A 16436-nucleotide genomic window follows, 5' to 3' on the forward strand; every position below is an offset into this window, starting at 1 on the left:
CCGGCCCCGTACGCCGCGTCATGATTTGGGTCACCCTTATTGGCAGTTAACACGGAATGCTCACTAGACTTGCAAAGGTCCGGGTTCAGAGGACAGAGACTGGTTCGAACGTAGTGCTGAAGCACCGGGGGGCCAAAGAGAAATCAAACTCATGGAAGAGGCGTATTTCAAGTGCCAGAGCAGCCAAGCCACCGTCTACCAGAGGAATTTGGCGGGAACGAGTGGCTCGTTGACGAACTGTACGAGCAGTACCAGCAGGACAAGAACGCGGTGGATGCCAAGTGGTGGCCGCTGTTTGAATCCTTCGACTCGGGCAACGGTTCTTCTTCCAACGGAAATTCCGCGCACACTGCCAACCCTCCCACCAGGGAACTCCCCGTCGTGAAACCGGCTCCGGCACCGTCGCCGGCAGCTGCCCCTGCAACTCCCCCGGCGGCGCCGCCTGCCGCTGCCCCGGCCACCCCTGCAGCAGCCCCCGCGCCCGTCAAGAAGGCCCCGGCAACCGAGGCCCGCGACGGCGGCAAGAAGACTGAAGCGGCCACCGGCTCGCAGCCCATCCCGGCCCAGCTGCCCAAGAACGTCAAGGCCCCCACCGCCCCGGAGGAAGACGTCGTCTCCGTCCTCCGCGGCCCGGCCAAGGCCATCGCCACCAACATGGTCACCAGCCTCCAGGTGCCCACGGCCACCAGCGTGCGCGCCATTCCCGCAAAGCTGCTCATCGACAACCGCGTGGTCATCAACTCCAACCTGGCCCGCGCCCGCGGCGGCAAGGTGTCCTTCACGCACCTCATCGGCTATGCCGTGATCCGGGCGTTGTCCCAGTTCCCGTCGATGAACGTGTACTACGACGAGGTGGACGGCAAGCCCGTCGCGGTCCAGCCGGCACACGTCAACTTCGGCATCGCCATCGATATGCCTAAGCCCGACGGCACCCGCCTCCTCATGGTCCCGAACATCAAGAAGGCCGAGACCCTCAACTTCGCCGAGTTCTGGCATACCTACGAGGACCTCATCAAGCGGGCCCGCAACGGCAAGCTCACCGCTGAGGACCACCAGGGCACCACTGTGTCCCTGACCAACCCCGGCGGCATCGGAACCGTGCACTCGGTGCCGCGCCTTTCCAAGGGCCAGGCAGCCATCATCGGCGTCGGCGCCCTCGACTACCCCGCTGAGTTCCAGGGCGCCAGCGAGAAGATCATCGCCCAGAACGCCATCAGCAAGGTCCTCACCCTGACCTCGACCTACGACCACCGCGTCATCCAGGGCGCCGGCAGCGGCGAGTTCCTGAAGCTGGTCCACCAGCTCCTGCTGGGTGCACAGAACTTCTACGACGAGATTTTTGAAGCACTGCGCATCCCCTACGAGCCCGTCCGCTGGAGCCCCGACCTGCAGGTGGACCCGGCCGACGAGATCAACAAGGTGGCCCGGATCCAGCAGCTGATCCACTCCTTCCGCGTTCGCGGCCACCTCATGGCTGACACCGATCCGCTGGAATACGTGCAGCGCAAGCACCCGGACCTTGACGTCCTCACCTACGGCCTGACCCTCTGGGACCTGGACCGCGAATGGCCCACCGGCGGCTTCGGCGGCAAGCCGATGCTGAAGTTCCGCGACATCCTTGGCGTCCTCCGCGATGCCTACTGCCGCACCACGGGCATCGAGTACATGCACATCCAGGAACCTGCCGAGCGCAAGTGGTTCCAGGACCAGCTGGAACACCCCTACTCCAAGCCCAGCCGGGAAGAGCAGCTGCGGATCGTCTCCAAGCTGAACGCTGCCGAGGCATTCGAAACCTTCCTGCAGACCAAGTTCGTGGGCCAGAAGCGCTTCTCCCTCGAGGGCGGCGAGTCCCTGATCCCGCTGCTGGACGCGATCATGTCCGATGCCGCCGACGACGGCCTGGACGAGGTTGCCATCGGCATGGCCCACCGTGGCCGCCTCAACGTCCTGACCAACATCGCCGGCAAGACCTACGCCCAGGTGTTCCGCGAATTCGAGGGTACGCAGGATCCCCGCTCCGTCCAGGGATCCGGCGACGTCAAGTACCACCTGGGCACCGAAGGCACGTTCACCTCGGACAACGGCAAGGAAACCAAGGTCTACCTCGCCGCCAACCCGTCGCACCTGGAAGCCGTGGACTCCGTCCTTGAGGGCATCGTCCGGGCCAAGCAGGACCGCTTGGACCAGGGCGAATCGTTCCCCGTCCTGCCCATCATGGTGCACGGTGACGCAGCCTTCGCCGGACAGGGTGTGGTGGCCGAGACCCTCAACCTGTCCCAGCTCCGCGGCTACCGCACCGGTGGCACCATCCACATCGTGGTCAACAACCAGGTGGGCTTCACCACCGCCCCGTCGTCGTCGCGTTCGTCCACGTACTCCACGGACGTTGCCAAGATGATCCAGGCGCCCGTATTCCACGTGAACGGCGACGACCCTGAAGCCGTTGTCCGCATCGGCCAGTTGGCCTACGAGTTCCGGCAGCGTTTCCACAAGGACGTCGTCATCGACATGGTGTGCTACCGCCGCCGGGGCCACAACGAGGGTGACGACCCCTCGATGACCCAGCCGCTGATGTACAACCTGATCGAAGCCAAGCGCTCCGTCCGCAAGCTGTACACCGAGTCGCTCATCGGCCGCGGAGACATCACCGAGGAAGAAGCCGAGCAGCTGCTCCGCGACTACCAGGAACGGCTGGAGCGGGTCTTCGCCGAGACCCACGCCGCCCAGACCTCACCGATTCCGATCGTGACCGCGGATTCCGCCGCCGTGTCCGATATTGAACGGCCAAAGTCCCAGCAGTCCGATTCCAGCGTCAGCGCGCCGGCCTCCACGGCCATCAGCGCCGAAACGCTGGCCCGAATCGGTAAGGCCCACGTGGAGATCCCCGAGGGCTTCACGGTCCACCCCAAGCTGAAGCAGCTGCTCGAAAAGCGCGAGCAGATGTCCCGCCAGGGCGGCATCGACTGGGGCTTCGGCGAGATCGCTGCCTTCGGCTCGCTGATCATGGAAGGCGTCCCCGTACGCCTGGCCGGCCAGGACTCCCGCCGCGGTACGTTCGTCCAGCGCCACGCTGTCTTCCACGACCGCGCCAACGGCAAGGAATGGCTGCCCCTCGGCAACCTCTCTGACGGCCAGGCCAAGCTGTGGATCTACGACTCCCTGCTGTCCGAATACGCGGCCATGGGCTTCGAGTACGGCTACTCCGTGGAGCGCCCGGATGCCCTGGTCCTCTGGGAGGCCCAGTTCGGTGACTTCGTCAACGGTGCACAGACCATCATCGATGAGTTCATTTCCTCGGCAGAGCAGAAGTGGGGACAGCGCTCTTCGCTGGTCCTGATGCTTCCGCACGGCTACGAAGGCCAGGGTCCGGACCACTCCTCGGCAAGGATCGAGCGCTTCCTGCAGCTGTGCGCGGAGGACAACATGATCGTGGCCAACCCCACCACAGCCGCCTCGCACTTCCACCTGCTGCGCCGCCAGGCGTACAGCCGCCCCCGCAAGCCGCTGATCATCTTCACGCCCAAGCAGCTGCTTCGCCTGAAGGCCGCCGCCTCGTCCGTGGAGGACTTCACCAGCGGCACGTTCCGCCCGGTCATTGGTGAGCATGAGCAGCTGCCGGCCACCGCCGTCGAACGCGTGCTCCTGGTCTCCGGCCGCCTGTACTACGATCTCCTGTCCACCCGGCAGAAGACCGGCGACCAGACCACTGCCATCGTCCGCGTGGAGCAGCTGTACCCGCTGCCGCACCAGGAGATCGCAGCGGAACTCGCCAAGTACCCCAACGCCGAAGTGGTGTGGGCACAGGACGAGCCCGCAAACCAGGGACCGTGGCCGTTCGTCGGCCTGCACCTGCCGGAGATCCTTGACCGGCGCGTGCGGCTGGTGTCCCGGCCGGCATCCGCCTCCACCGCCGCCGGTTCCATGAAGCGCCACGCTGCGGAACAGGATGCCCTCCTGAAGCAGGCATTTGAACGGAAGTAAGCAGTAAGGCTGCCCGGCCGGACGTCGAAATACCAGACTCCGGCCGGGCAGTTCTGTTTAATGGACTGACAGCGCCGCCTTCAACCTCCGCAGCCGCGGCGGCGGTGGCAGCGGCCGTCCGAAGTAGACCCGTACCGAAGTAAAGAGGAACGCGTGGAAGACAGGAAGCTGCGGATCGCAGCTGTAGGAGATGAATTGCTGGCCGGACTGGGCGATCCCCGGGCGCTTGGCTGGCTGGGCCGGGTGCTGGCCCGCACTCCCCAGGACGGCATGCTGCTGGAAAGCTATGCGCTCCCCTGCCCGCAGGAAGGCACCGAGGGACTGGCGGCACGCTGGCTCGACGAAGCGGGCCGCCGTTTCAGCGCCCAGGCGGAGAACCGGCTGGTGATCGGCCTGTCCGGACGTGACATCGAGTTCGGCCTGTCCACCGCACGGAGCAGGCTGAACCTGGCCAACATCCTGGACTCGGCTTCCCAGAACCGCATCGAGGTTTTCGTAGTGGGACCGCCCCCCACGCTCGATCCAGCCCAAAACCGGCGGCTTGACGAGTTGAATACCGCCTTCGCGGATGTCACCACGCGGCGCAAGCACCTTTACGTCGATACCTTCTCACCCCTCCTGAACCACGAGCAGTGGCGCCAGGACCTCGCCGCCAACGGCGGTACACCGGGCCAGGCCGGTTACGGCCTCATGGCTTGGCTGGTGCTGCACCGCGGGTGGTTCCAGTGGCTGGGCCTGGAGGCACCGCAGTAGGCTTTCGAGATATATCTTGACCCTGCCCGGCGGCGCCGATAGGTTGAAGTGGCAACGCGATATATCGCCTTTTGGAGGGGACCGTGACCGAGGAAACCTGGACTGTTGAGAACCCGCAGACCATCGTCATAGCGGACGTGGCGTCCCTCAAGCTGGGGATGGTCCGCGGCAGCTTCCACGTCGTCGCGCACGCCGAACCCGTGGTCCGGCTCGAGGTGTCCGAGGTCCACGGGGACCCGGTGGCCGTCTCCCTCAGCGGCGGCAGGCTGGAGGTCCGGCACCAACTGCACGGTGCCCAGGGCTGGTTCAAGAACCTGATGGAGACGGTCAACCACAACAGCGGGAACTCCGCCGTCATCACCATTGCAGTTCCAGGCAACGTCGAGGTGGAAGCGGGAACTGTGAGCGGGGACGGACTGGTGTCCGGCACTTCCGCCCACGTGCGCCTCAACACCGTCTCCGGGACGGTCGCCGCAGAAGGTACGTCCGGCGAACTGCAGGTCAACACCGTCAGCGGAAGCGTGGCCGTCCGGGACCACCGCGGCGTACTCACCGCGAAGAGCGTCTCCGGGGAGGTTACGGCGTCCGGCCACTTCACCAATGTGCGCACCAACACCGTCAGCGGCCACCTCAGCTTCGACCTGCTCGATTTCACCCGCGACTTTGGCTCGAATTCGGTATCCGGCGACCTCACCATCCGACTGCCCCATGACGTAGGCGTGGACATTGTGGCCAAGTCGGCCGGCGGTGCGGTGGTCCTTGACGGCCAGCAGTGCCTCTTGGCCAACGGCAAGGTGGAGACCATTGCCGGGCCGGATGGGCAACTGATGCTGGTGCGGACCAACTCCGTGTCCGGCAAGACCTCGATCTTCCACGCTCCCGCACCCGTTGACGGCGGCAAAGCGGAACGCTGATGCCGCCCGTCTTCGCACATGGAGCGTTGCGCCTCTACCTCCTGGCCCTCCTCGAAGGCGGGCCCAAACACGGTTACGAGCTCATCAAGGCGCTCAAGGACCGGTTTGGCGGAACCTATGCGCCCAGCGCCGGAACCATCTACCCAAGGCTGGGCAAACTCGAGGAGGACGGCCTGGTGTCCACCGAACCGGCAGGGCGGCGCACCAACTACCGCATCACCGCAGCGGGCCTCGCAGAGCTGGACCGGCGCCGGGACGACGTGGCGGGCGTGGAGAACGGCATCGCAGCCTCAATGCAACGCCGTGACGTTGAATTGATGCTGCAGCAGTTCAGTGAGGACCTCCGTGCAGAGCTGAGCCGGTACGCCCTGCGCGGGCCCATAGGCCCGGCGACCCTGGAAACCGTCCGTGCAGTCCTGGAAGACGCCCGGGCAGCCATCCACAGCACCCTGCGCCGCTAGGGGGCAGGGGCCGAACGCACTGCCGCAGGTCATCCGCCGTTTCCCGGTTCGCGGGGCGCCAGATCATGTGGGAGACTGGAGGGCAGCTCTTTTGAGTACCAACAGTAAGGAGGCCAGCTATGAGCAAGCGTGCACGCAAGCGTCGTGACCGTAAGCGTGGCGGCGCGAACCACGGGAAGCGCCCCAACACCTAGGCACATGCCAGGAACTACGGTTCAAGCGAAGGACCCCGCAAGCCACTCGGCTTGCGGGGTCCTTTGCTGTCTGCGGCCCAGGTCCGCACACTGAAGCTATATGCCTACGCCTCCACGGGGCGGATCGTGTGAATCCTGTCCAGGATGGCGTTCTTCAGGTTGTCCGGCGCGGACTCGGTGCACGAGCGCTTGACCATGTTGCGGATGACGCACTCGAGGTCATACTGCTGCGTGCACTCAGGGCACTCATCCAAGTGGTTCTTGATCTCGGTCAGGTCCTCACGGGTCAACGCCCCGTCAAGGTATTCGTAGATGCGTTGCATCCGGGTGTCGTCGCAATCGCCCAATCCCTGGCAGTCGCTCATTTCCTGTTCTCCTGTGCTTTGCTTCCTGCCGCTTCCGACGAATCCGCGGCTGTTTTGAATCCCCGCTCGGCAGCGTATTCCGCGAGCATGTCCCGCAACATTCGCCGGCCGCGGTGCAGCCGGGACATCACGGTGCCGATGGGGGTGTTCATGATGTCTGAAATTTCCTTGTAGGCGAAGCCCTCCACGTCGGCGAAATACACCGCCAGGCGGAACTCTTCAGGGATATCCTGCAGGGCCCGCTTCACGTCAGAATCCGGAAGGTGGTCCAAGGCCTCGGCCTCAGCCGAACGCAGTCCGCTCGACGTATGCGACTCCGCCCGTGCCAGCTGCCAGTCCTCAATGCTGTCCGAATTGGACTGCAACGGCTCGCGCTGCCGTTTGCGGTACAGGTTGATGTACGTGTTGGTAAGGATCCGGTACAGCCAGGCCTTCAGGTTGGTTCCCGGCTTGTACTGGTGGAACGCCGAGAAGGCCTTGGTGTAGGCCTCCTGGACCAGGTCCTCCGCGTCCGACGGGTTCCGGGCCATGCGCATGGCGGCCGAGTACAACTGGTCCACATACTGCATGGCGTCCCGCTCGAAGCGCAGGCGGCGCTCCTCCATGGTCTCCGTGGAGACATCCAGTCCGGAGCCGTCATTCGGGCCGGCTTCGGCGGTCTCCGAACCAGGACCGCCCTGGCCGGACGGCAGGGGCGCGGCTCCCGCCTTTCCGTTCACTTCGGCGGGGGTAGCCTCATACATGGCCGCGACGGCCGGATCCAAGGTGCTCATTGCCTTCAAGTCTACTGTCCGGCTTCCCGCCCGGGGCATGCCGTACTCCAGCGGCTCCGCGGCAAGACTATCCACTGCCACCGGCCCCGCCGGTCTGGTTCCGTCCAACACCTTCCCCAAGGCCCAACTCCGCTCCGTATCGGGTGAATGATCGCCTGGGCCCCTGTCACGAACCCGACATCGATAACCGCCCCCCGCGGGCAAATATTCCCCAAAAGTGCAAGACTAGGACCGACTCCGCCGCTCGCCGCGGCTCGTCCATCCAGGAGGAAATCCATGTCCTTTGTCCGCACGCTCGCCCGCCCCATGCTTGCCTCCAGTTTCGTTCTTGCCGGACTGGACAAGCTCAAGAACTCCGACGACACTGCCCGGCAGCTCTCGCCGCTCCTGCGCAAGGCGGCGGCCTCACTCCCCTTCCAGGCGAGTGAGAAGACCCTGGCGCGCGTGATCGGTGGTACCCAGGTGGGAGCCGGCGTCCTGTTCGGCCTTGGCAAGTTCTCCCGGCTCTCGGCGGGCCTTCTGACCGTGGTCTCGCTCCTCAATACCTTTGTTGAGTGGCGCAGTGCGGACATCAGCAGCAAGGAAGGGCGCGAGAACCGCCGGAACCAGCTGCTTAAGAACCTCTCGCTGAGCGGCGGGGCGTTGCTGGCTTCCGTGGACACCGCCGGCAAGCCGGGCCTGGCCTGGCGTGCCGAGCACTTGGCCGCCGATGCCCGCAGGAACGCCTCGCACCTTGCTGCCGATGCGCGCCGCACCACCACCAAGAAGCTGGACAAGGCGGACAAAGTTGTACGCCGTGCAGTACACGCCACGGGAGCATAAGCACGAATGACCGCAACAGCTGCCACCCGGGACGGGTCAGGAACACCTGTGGAGCACTGGGCCGCCCCCTTTGCGTCCCGGCCCGTCGATGCCACCGTGACGGTGCCTGGATCCAAGTCCCTGACCAACAGGTACTTGGTCCTGGCCGCCCTGGCAGAGGGTCCATCCCGGCTGCGGGCACCCCTGCACTCCAGGGATTCCGCACTGATGATCGACGCGCTCCGGCAGCTTGGTGCCACCATTACCGAGGTGCCCGGGGACGGCGACTTTGGCCCTGACCTGGAGGTGGTTCCGCTGCCGGCAGCCGCCGGGGCATCCCTCACCAGGATCGACTGTGGGCTGGCCGGCACCGTCATGCGGTTCGTTCCGCCGCTGGCGGCGCTGCGCAACGGAACCAGCGTGTTCGACGGCGACCCGCACGCCCGGAAGCGTCCCATGGGCACCATCATCGAGGCCCTCAAGGCGCTGGGCGTGGCTGTTGCGTCCGAGGACGGCTCCGCGGCGTCGTCGCTCCCGTTCGTGGTGGAAGGCAAGGGCACGGTGCGGGGCGGCCATCTGGTGATCGACGCCAGCGCCTCGTCCCAGTTCGTTTCCGCCCTCCTCCTGGTGGGGGCGAGGTTTGACGAAGGGCTGCACCTGGAACATGTGGGTAAGCCGGTGCCCAGCCTGGACCACATCAACATGACCGTGGCTGTCCTGCGAGGTGCGGGCGTGTCCGTTGACGATTCCGTTCCCAACCATTGGGTGGTGGCGCCCGGGCCCATCCGTGCCTTCGACCAGCGGATCGAGCAGGACCTGTCCAACGCCGGTCCGTTCCTGGCGGCCGCACTGGCTTCGAAGGGTACGGTGCGGATTCCCAACTGGCCGGCGGAAACCCAGCAGGTGGGAGACCTGTGGCGCGACATCCTCGCGGAAATGGGCGCACACGTCACCCTGGCCGACGGCGTCCTGACCGTCACCGGCGGCCAGGAGATCAAGGGCGGCAACTTTGCCGACACCAGTGAGCTGGCCCCCACCGTCGCAGCCCTGTGCGCGCTCGCCACCGGTCCCTCCCGGCTCACGGGCATCGCCCACCTGCGCGGACACGAGACGGACCGGCTCGCGGCGCTGGTGGCGGAAATCAACCGGCTTGGCGGAGACGCAGAGGAAACCAGCGACGGCCTGGTCATCCGCCCCGCCCGTCTGCATGCCGGCGTCGTCCGCAGTTACGCCGACCACCGCATGGCAACTGCCGGCGCCATCCTGGGCCTGGCAGTGAAGGGCGTGCAGGTGGAGGACATTGCCACCACCGCCAAGACCATGCCTGATTTTCCCCAGCTGTGGGCAGGCATGCTGGCCCAGGACGCCGCAGCGGCATCCGGACCGGAGGAGCCCAGCGGTGGCGCGGCGCACTGACTCCTGGGACGAATCAGACGTCCGTATCCGGCCCAACAAAAAGGGTTCCAGGCCCCGCACCAAGGACAGGCCCAGCCACGACGACGCCGTCACCGGACGGATCATCACCGTGGACCGTGGCCGGTACACGGCAGTGGTGGGTGAGGACTCGAAGAACGAACGCGTGGTCATAGCGGCACGCGCCCGAGAACTTCGCCGCTCGCCGGTGGTTGCCGGTGACTTCGTCTCGCTTGTGGGAGACGTGTCGGGAGCGCCGGACACGCTGGCCCGCCTGGTGAAGATCCAGGACCGCAAAACGCTCCTGCGCCGCAGCGCGGACGACACGGACCCGATCGAACGGGCCGTGGTGGCCAACGCGGACCAGCTGGTGATTGTGGTGGCGGCGGCCAATCCGGAGCCGCGGACCGGATTCATCGATCGTGCCCTGGTGGCCGCGTACGATGCCGGAATCGAACCGATCCTGCTGGTCACCAAGGCCGACGTCAAGGACCCCGCGGATCTATTGTCCAACTACACCCACCTGGACTTCCCGGTGATCATCAGCCGGACTGCTGACGCCCAGGCCTCGGGCATCGACGCGCGCTCCGACGACGGCCTTTCGGCCCGGCTGGACAGCGCCGCCGTTGCCGAGCTTCGCGCGCACCTGGACGGCCAGGTCACGGTGATGCTCGGACACTCGGGCGTGGGCAAGTCCACCATGGTCAACGCGCTGACCGGGGCCGAGCGGGCCACCGGCGGAGTCAACGCGGTGACCGGCCGGGGCCGGCACACGTCGTCGTCGGCCCTGGCGCTGCGGCTGGCGGACGCGCCGGCCGGCAGCTGGATCATCGATACCCCGGGCATCAGATCCTTCGGCCTGGCCCACGTGGACCCTGACCGGATCCTGCGCTCGTTCCCGGACCTCTCCCCCGGCATCGAGAACTGCGAACGGGGCTGCAAGCACACGGCAACTGCAGTGGACTGCGGCCTCGACGACTGGGTGGCGGACGGACACGCAGGTCCCACTGGTCCCGCACGGCTCGCGTCGCTGCGGCGGCTGCTCGGCACCGATCCGAGGATGGAAGCACAGGAAACCAAGGAGCTCGGCAGCGTCAACTGACGCGTTCTCCCCGGAAGAAGCGTGGGCAGACGGTAGTTTGGAACCATGATCCAACCCGCTTCGAGCTACAACGATGACCTGCGCCTGGCACATGTCCTGGCCGACTCCGTGGATGACCAGACCATGAGCCGCTTCAAGGCCCTGGACCTCCACGTTGAGACCAAGCCGGACCTGACGCCGGTCACCGATGCGGACAAGGCCGCCGAGGAAGCGATCCGCGGGCAGCTCTCGCGTTCCCGCCCCCGTGACGCGGTCCTGGGCGAAGAGTTCGGCAGCACTGGCCACGGTTCGCGGCGCTGGATCATCGACCCCATCGACGGGACCAAGAACTTTGTCCGCGGCGTTCCGGTCTGGGCTACCCTGATCGCCCTGGTTGACGAGGGAGAGCCGGCGGTGGGCGTGGTCAGCGCCCCGGCCCTGGGCAAGCGCTGGTGGGCGGCGAAGGGGATGGGCGCGTACATGGGCAGGTCCCTGGCGGCTGCCACACGGCTCCGCGTCTCCAACGTCTCCAGCCTCGCCGATGCCTCCCTCTCCTACTCCAGCCTCACCGGCTGGAAGGAACGGGGAAACCTCGACGAGTTCCTGGGCCTCACCGAAGACGTGTGGCGGACACGCGCCTATGGCGATTTTTGGTCGTACTGCATGGTGGCCGAGGGCTCCGTGGACATTGCCTGTGAACCGGAGCTGAACCTCTACGACATGGCCGCCCTGGTGCCGATCGTGGTGGAGGCCGGCGGCCGTTTCACGTCCCTGGAAGGCGAGGACGGCCCCTTTGGCGGGAACGCCCTGGCCACCAACTCCATCCTGCACTCAGAGGTGCTGCACCGCCTGAACCCTTACCTGGATGATTTGCTGTAACGGTTGACTTTTCTACGGGAAAACGAATAAAGCGACGGCGGGCACCTCCCAAAGGAGGTGGCCGCCGTCGTTTATTCGGCAGCGCGTAACAAAGGGCTTAACAATCGCTGCAGGTTCAGCCTTGGCCGCCGCATGTCCTACGCTTTTATCCAGGTCACGAGTGCCAGCGCTAAACCCCGGTTTGCTGGCCGGCAACCCTCCATTCGCGGTGGGGTGCCCCGGGTGACGACCAGGCCGGTCCGGAGCGGATGCGGCAAGCGCGGATTCCACTATGCCGGAGTCCTGTATTCAAGTGAGGTCTCTGTGACAACTGCCACCGTCTCCCCCCAGCCCGCCACCACCGAATCGGCCGTTGCTGCTGAACGCCACGCCGTTGCCGGACGGCCCCTCGCGGCGGTCACCGGCGCGGAAATCCAGGCGCCGCTCATTACCGGCGGCCACGTGCGCTACGCGAACCTTGACTATGGCGCATCCGCCCCGGCGCTCTCCGTGGTGTCCGCCTACCTGAACGAGATCCTGCCCTACTACGCCAGCGTCCACCGCGGGGCAGGGTACGCCTCCCAGATCAGCACCTCGGTTTACGAGAACGCGCGCAGCATTGTCCGCGATTTCGTTGGGGGCCGCCCGGACGACTCGGTCATCTTCACGCGCAACACCACGGATTCGCTCAACCTGCTGGCAGGTTGTCTTCCCATCAGAGATGGCCGGCCCGCCGGCGATGTGCTCTACCTGGACATCGAACACCACGCCAACCTGCTGCCCTGGCAGGGCGTACCGCACCGGAGCATCGTGGCGGCAGAGACGGTCGCTGGCACCGTTGACGCCGTCCGCGCGGAGCTGGAGCAGGGCGGGGTCAGCCTGCTGGCAGTCACCGGCGCTTCAAACGTCACCGGCGAGATCCTTCCCATCCGGGCCCTGGCCGCGCTGGCCCACCAGCACGGGGCACGGATCGTGGTGGATGCTGCCCAACTCGCACCGCACCGCCGGGTGGACATCAGCGCCGACGGCATCGACTACCTCGCGTTTTCCGGCCACAAGCTGTACGCACCGTTCGGCGCCGGCGTCCTGGTGGGACGCCCTGACTGGTTGGACGCGGGCGTCCCGCACCTTGCCGGCGGCGGCGCGGTGAAGGAAGCAAGGCTCGACGGCGTCAGCTGGGCCAGCGGGCCGGCACGCCACGAGGGGGGCTCACCGAACGTCCTCGGAGCCGCCACCCTGGCCCGCGCCACACAGGTCCTCGCGGGGCTGGACCAGGACCGGTGGCACGCCCACGAATCGGCCATCCGCTCCTTCCTCGTGGAGGGCCTGCAAAACATCAACGGGGTCACGGTCCACCAGATCTTTAAGGACAGCAACCCGGAAACGGACACCATCGGCGTGGTCAACTTCTCCGTCGAGGGCTACGACGCAGGACTGGTGGCTGCCTACCTCGCCGCCGAGCACGGCGTGGGCCTGCGCGATGGACGCTTCTGCGCCCATCCCCTGCTGAAGCGCCTCGGCCTGCCGTCCGGCTCGCTTCGGGCCAGCTTCGGCGTCGGATCCCGGCTGGAGGATGCCGAACGCCTGCTCGCGGGCATCCGCGCGCTGCGCAGCAAGGGGCTGGGCTGGGACTACGTGGTGGACGCCGGCCGGTGGGTGCCGGCCAACGACGCCCGCACCTACCCGCACTGGGCACCCAACACCCCGGGAACGGCCGGCGCCGCCCCCTGCATCGACGACTAGGCAGCTTCAGGGAAGGGGCCACCCTTCCAGGCAGCCACCGGTGACCGTCTGTGCGGTAAATTCGAAGGGAGATCACCGGCAGCAACAGAAGGAGGCCACGCGTGGTTCGGGGTGGCCCCAGGCTCGATCACGGGCGGCGCCGGGAGCTCGGGCAGAGCTTCCAGGACGGCGGCAGGCAGTACCATCGCATCCGCCCGGGATACCCGGAGGAATCGGTCCGCTGGCTGGTGCCCACCGATGCCCACGACGCACTGGACGTCGGTGCCGGTACCGGGAAGTTCACCGCGTTGCTGCTGGACCAGGGCCTGGACGTCACCGCCGTCGACCCCTCCGCCGACATGTTTGCCCAGCTGAAGGCCCACTGCCCTGGCGCCAGGGCTGTGGTGGGAACCGCCGAGGCGACCGGCCTGGCCGATTCATGCTTCGACGTCGTCACCGTTGCCCAGGCCTGGCACTGGTGCGACCCGCTGGCCGCAAGCACCGAACTCGCCCGGGTACTGCGTCCGCACGGAACCCTGGGCCTGGTCTGGAACCAGCTGGACACCTCGGTGCCCTGGGTACACCGGCTCTCGCGCATTATGCACGCAGGTGACGTGTACCGGCCGGGCCACAAACCCGCGGTGGGGCCTGAATTCCACGGGCTCGAAGGACATGTCACCCACTGGCTGGACACGGTGACCACCACGGACCTGATGGAGCTCACCAAGTCCCGCAGCTACTACCTGCGTGCCAATGAGGCCACACGGGCGAAAGTCCTGGGAAACCTGGACTGGTACCTGCACGAGCACCTTGCGTACGCCCCCGACCAGCAGCTGGAACTCCCCTACCTCACGTTGGCCTGGCGCGCCGTCAAGGCGTGACCGGCGCAGCACATGCTGCCGCTGCGGCTCAACCGGTAGGCTTGGACCTGTGAAGACCAGCGCGCCCTCCTCCTCGATCGAGGATTACGTCAAGGTCATCTATTCGTTCACTGAATGGCAGGACAAGCCCATCACGTCCTCGCAGCTGGCACAGCGGCTGGGAGTGGCCAATTCCTCGGTTTCCGAGATGGTCCGCAAGCTCAAGGACCAGGGCCTGGTGGACCACAAACCGTACAGCGCCGTCACCCTCACCGACGCCGGACTGCGGCTGGCCCTGGCCATGGTCCGCCGCCACCGGCTGATCGAGACCTACCTTGTCCAGCGCCTCGGCTACAGCTGGGACGAGGTCCACGATGAAGCTGAACAGCTGGAGCACGCGGTCTCTGACACGTTCATTGAACGCGTCGCGGCCAAGCTCGGAGACCCGAAGCGGGACCCGCACGGCGATCCCATCCCCACTGCCGACGGCCAGGTGCTGATGCCGCGCGCCCACCTGCTCGCCGAACTGGACGAAGGCCACAGCGGCCGAATCACCCGGATCAGCGATGACAACCCTGAGCTGCTGCGGTACCTCGCCGCCCAGGACATCGACCTCGACGCTGACGTGGAAGTGCTGGGACGGCGCCCGTTCGGCGGCGCCCTGGTGGTCCGGATCGGCAGGTCCGACGCACCCCGGGACTTCGACCTTGCCGATGAAATCGCCTCAGCGCTGTGGGTCTCCAGCGACACCCCCCACCCGGGCTGCCTCCTGGACAAACCCTGACCCTGCGATGCCACCCGGCTCCAGCCCGGCGATTTGGCCGCCTCCCGTATGGTTGAAGGTGATGATCAGCAGACGCGACGCGGCAATTACCCTTGATGTTCCCCTTGAAATGGCACAGCGCCACGGCCTGCCCAAGTGGATGACGGAGGCCGAACTCCGCAGCATTCTGGACAATCCCCCGCCCTGGCTGGTGCAGTCGCGCGCCAACCGGACGGGGAAGCGGCCGGTATGGGTCCACCTGGAATGCGCCGTCTGCGGCTATGAGGAAGCGGCGCGCCCCAAGAAGTGGTGGCCCGACTTCACGTACGTGGTGTGCGGACACCACCCCCCGGCAGACATCCCGCCCGTCCGCGCCGGCTGCGTCCGCAGCGAGTACGACGGCGTGGGGACGCGTTTCGTGGGCATTGCGGACGTGGAAGCGCCACCGGTTCGCCAATAGGTCACCGGGCATGTCTGCGCAAGATGCCGGTCCGCCGTCGAACCCTAAGCCGTGCCGCTGGCTGTCATTTCCTCCGGAACAGCGGTGAGGTGCAGTTCCGCGCCGTCGCGCAGCACTGCCACCTCGAGCGGCTGCCCGATGGCGTCCGCAAACAGGAGCCGCTGCAGGCTCTCGGCGTTGTTTACAGCGCGGCCCCCGGCTGTGACGATGATGTCCCTTGCCGACAGGCCCGCCTTGTCCGCGGGTGAACCGGGCAGCACCTCCACCACGCGAAGCCCTTCGCGCAGCCCGGTCCAGATCACCGCGCTGGGCGTAAGCTGGATCGGCGTGCTGACCAGGCCAAGGTAGGCGCGGCGCACCCGACCGTCCGCCAGGAGCGCGGAGATGATCCTGCGCGTGGTGGCGTTGATGGGGATAGCCAGTCCCAGTCCGGCGCCCGCCACCGCGGTGTTGATGCCCACGATCCTGGCATGCGTGTCTGCCAGCGCACCGCCGGAGTTTCCGGGGTTTAGGGCCGCGTCCGTCTGGATGACATCCTCGATGACGCGCCTGTTACCCCCTGACCAGACAGGGATGGCACGGCCCAGGCCGCTGACCACCCCCGCGGTTACGGAGCCCGCAAGCCCCAGCGGGTTCCCCACCGCCACCACCAGCTGTCCCACGCGCAGGGACTCCGCCGCACCGAACTCGGCAGGCCGGACTTTGGGCCGGGAACCGTGGACTACTGCGAGGTCGGACAGTGGGTCTGCGCCCACCAGCTCGAGTTCCATCTTGCTGCCGTCGCCAAAGACCGCATAGCCCTGCCGCGTACCGGCCACGACGTGCGAATTAGTGAGCAGGTAGCCGTCCTCAGTGAAGAGCACCGCCGAGCCGGCTCCCACCCTGACCCGGCCGTTGCGGCGCTGGGCAGTCATCTCGATGGCCGCCACGTGCGGGGTCACCGCTGCCGCTACCCGCATGACGGTCCGGGAGTAGGCGTCCAGGACGTCGTCGTCCTCCGGTTGCTGGAACTCCGGCGCCGCTTCCATGGCGCACCT

Annotated in this window: 16 protein-coding genes and 1 riboswitch; of the genes, 13 read left to right on the forward strand and 3 right to left on the reverse strand. The window is 66.6% G+C overall.

Annotation, left to right across the window (positions count from 1 at the left end; translation table 11 throughout):
• Positions 1-171: 171 nt before the first annotated feature.
• The 5 genes from ACIGJD_RS12595 (at position 172) to ACIGJD_RS12615 (ending at position 6303) form a co-directional block, all read left to right on the forward strand.
• Positions 172-3981 carry a multifunctional oxoglutarate decarboxylase/oxoglutarate dehydrogenase thiamine pyrophosphate-binding subunit/dihydrolipoyllysine-residue succinyltransferase subunit gene (locus ACIGJD_RS12595; RefSeq protein ID WP_483686472.1) on the forward strand — a complete coding sequence of 1270 codons (3810 nt, stop codon included), beginning with the start codon at positions 172-174 and terminating at the stop codon, positions 3979-3981.
• 153 nt (positions 3982-4134) lie between these two features.
• A complete protein-coding gene (locus ACIGJD_RS12600) occupies positions 4135-4734 on the forward strand; it encodes a GDSL-type esterase/lipase family protein (protein WP_236798827.1) in 600 nt (199 codons plus the stop codon).
• A gap of 83 nt (positions 4735-4817) precedes the next feature.
• Positions 4818-5648, forward strand: coding sequence for a DUF4097 family beta strand repeat-containing protein (locus ACIGJD_RS12605; protein WP_483686473.1), 831 nt, complete (start codon positions 4818-4820; stop codon positions 5646-5648).
• A complete protein-coding gene (locus ACIGJD_RS12610; RefSeq protein ID WP_483686474.1) occupies positions 5648-6109 on the forward strand; it encodes a PadR family transcriptional regulator in 462 nt (153 codons plus the stop codon). The genes ACIGJD_RS12605 and ACIGJD_RS12610 overlap by 1 nt, the downstream gene beginning before the upstream one ends.
• A gap of 119 nt (positions 6110-6228) precedes the next feature.
• Complete coding sequence (locus ACIGJD_RS12615) at positions 6229-6303, forward strand: 50S ribosomal protein bL37 (protein WP_369299106.1); 75 nt, start codon at positions 6229-6231, stop codon at positions 6301-6303.
• 104 nt (positions 6304-6407) lie between these two features.
• Here the strand turns inward: ACIGJD_RS12615 and rsrA are convergent, their stop codons facing one another.
• A complete protein-coding gene (gene rsrA, locus ACIGJD_RS12620) occupies positions 6408-6668 on the reverse strand; it encodes a mycothiol system anti-sigma-R factor (protein WP_483686475.1) in 261 nt (86 codons plus the stop codon).
• Complete coding sequence (locus ACIGJD_RS12625; RefSeq protein WP_483689493.1) at positions 6665-7480, reverse strand: sigma-70 family RNA polymerase sigma factor; 816 nt, start codon at positions 7478-7480, stop codon at positions 6665-6667. Before ACIGJD_RS12625 ends, rsrA begins: the two co-directional genes overlap by 4 nt.
• A 237-nt stretch (positions 7481-7717) precedes the next feature.
• Here ACIGJD_RS12625 and ACIGJD_RS12630 point away from each other — a divergent pair, with 237 nt between their 5' ends.
• The 8 genes from ACIGJD_RS12630 to ACIGJD_RS12665 all read left to right on the forward strand — a co-directional run bounded on the left by ACIGJD_RS12630 (position 7718) and on the right by ACIGJD_RS12665 (position 15399).
• Complete coding sequence (locus ACIGJD_RS12630) at positions 7718-8263, forward strand: DoxX family protein (protein WP_483686476.1); 546 nt, start codon at positions 7718-7720, stop codon at positions 8261-8263.
• Positions 8264-8269: 6 nt separating this feature from the next.
• Positions 8270-9658, forward strand: a complete 1389-nt coding sequence (gene aroA / locus ACIGJD_RS12635; protein ID WP_483686477.1) for a 3-phosphoshikimate 1-carboxyvinyltransferase — start codon at positions 8270-8272, stop codon at positions 9656-9658.
• Positions 9642-10757, forward strand: coding sequence for a ribosome small subunit-dependent GTPase A (gene rsgA / locus ACIGJD_RS12640; RefSeq protein WP_483686478.1), 1116 nt, complete (start codon positions 9642-9644; stop codon positions 10755-10757). Before aroA ends, rsgA begins: the two co-directional genes overlap by 17 nt.
• A gap of 45 nt (positions 10758-10802) precedes the next feature.
• The gene (gene hisN / locus ACIGJD_RS12645; RefSeq protein WP_483686479.1) at positions 10803-11615 is read left to right on the forward strand and encodes a histidinol-phosphatase; all 813 of its coding nucleotides are present in this window, start codon (positions 10803-10805) and stop codon (positions 11613-11615) included.
• A gap of 152 nt (positions 11616-11767) precedes the next feature.
• Positions 11768-11881, forward strand: a riboswitch (SAM riboswitch).
• Positions 11882-11918: 37 nt separating this feature from the next.
• A complete protein-coding gene (locus ACIGJD_RS12650) occupies positions 11919-13337 on the forward strand; it encodes an aminotransferase class V-fold PLP-dependent enzyme (RefSeq protein WP_483686480.1) in 1419 nt (472 codons plus the stop codon).
• A 101-nt stretch (positions 13338-13438) separates the two neighbouring features.
• A complete protein-coding gene (locus tag ACIGJD_RS12655) occupies positions 13439-14197 on the forward strand; it encodes a class I SAM-dependent methyltransferase (RefSeq protein ID WP_483686481.1) in 759 nt (252 codons plus the stop codon).
• 49 nt (positions 14198-14246) lie between these two features.
• Positions 14247-14960, forward strand: coding sequence for a metal-dependent transcriptional regulator (locus ACIGJD_RS12660; protein WP_483686482.1), 714 nt, complete (start codon positions 14247-14249; stop codon positions 14958-14960).
• A 61-nt stretch (positions 14961-15021) separates the two neighbouring features.
• On the forward strand, positions 15022-15399 hold the full coding sequence (locus ACIGJD_RS12665) for a hypothetical protein (RefSeq protein WP_483686483.1): 378 nt from the start codon (positions 15022-15024) through the stop codon (positions 15397-15399).
• A 44-nt stretch (positions 15400-15443) separates the two neighbouring features.
• On the opposite strand, the gene ACIGJD_RS12670 is transcribed toward ACIGJD_RS12665, so the two are convergent.
• On the reverse strand, positions 15444-16427 hold the full coding sequence (locus ACIGJD_RS12670) for a S1C family serine protease (protein WP_483686484.1): 984 nt from the start codon (positions 16425-16427) through the stop codon (positions 15444-15446).
• Between the last annotated feature and the right edge of the window lie 9 nt (positions 16428-16436).

Source organism: Arthrobacter sp. E1SS-5 (genome assembly GCF_057073715.1).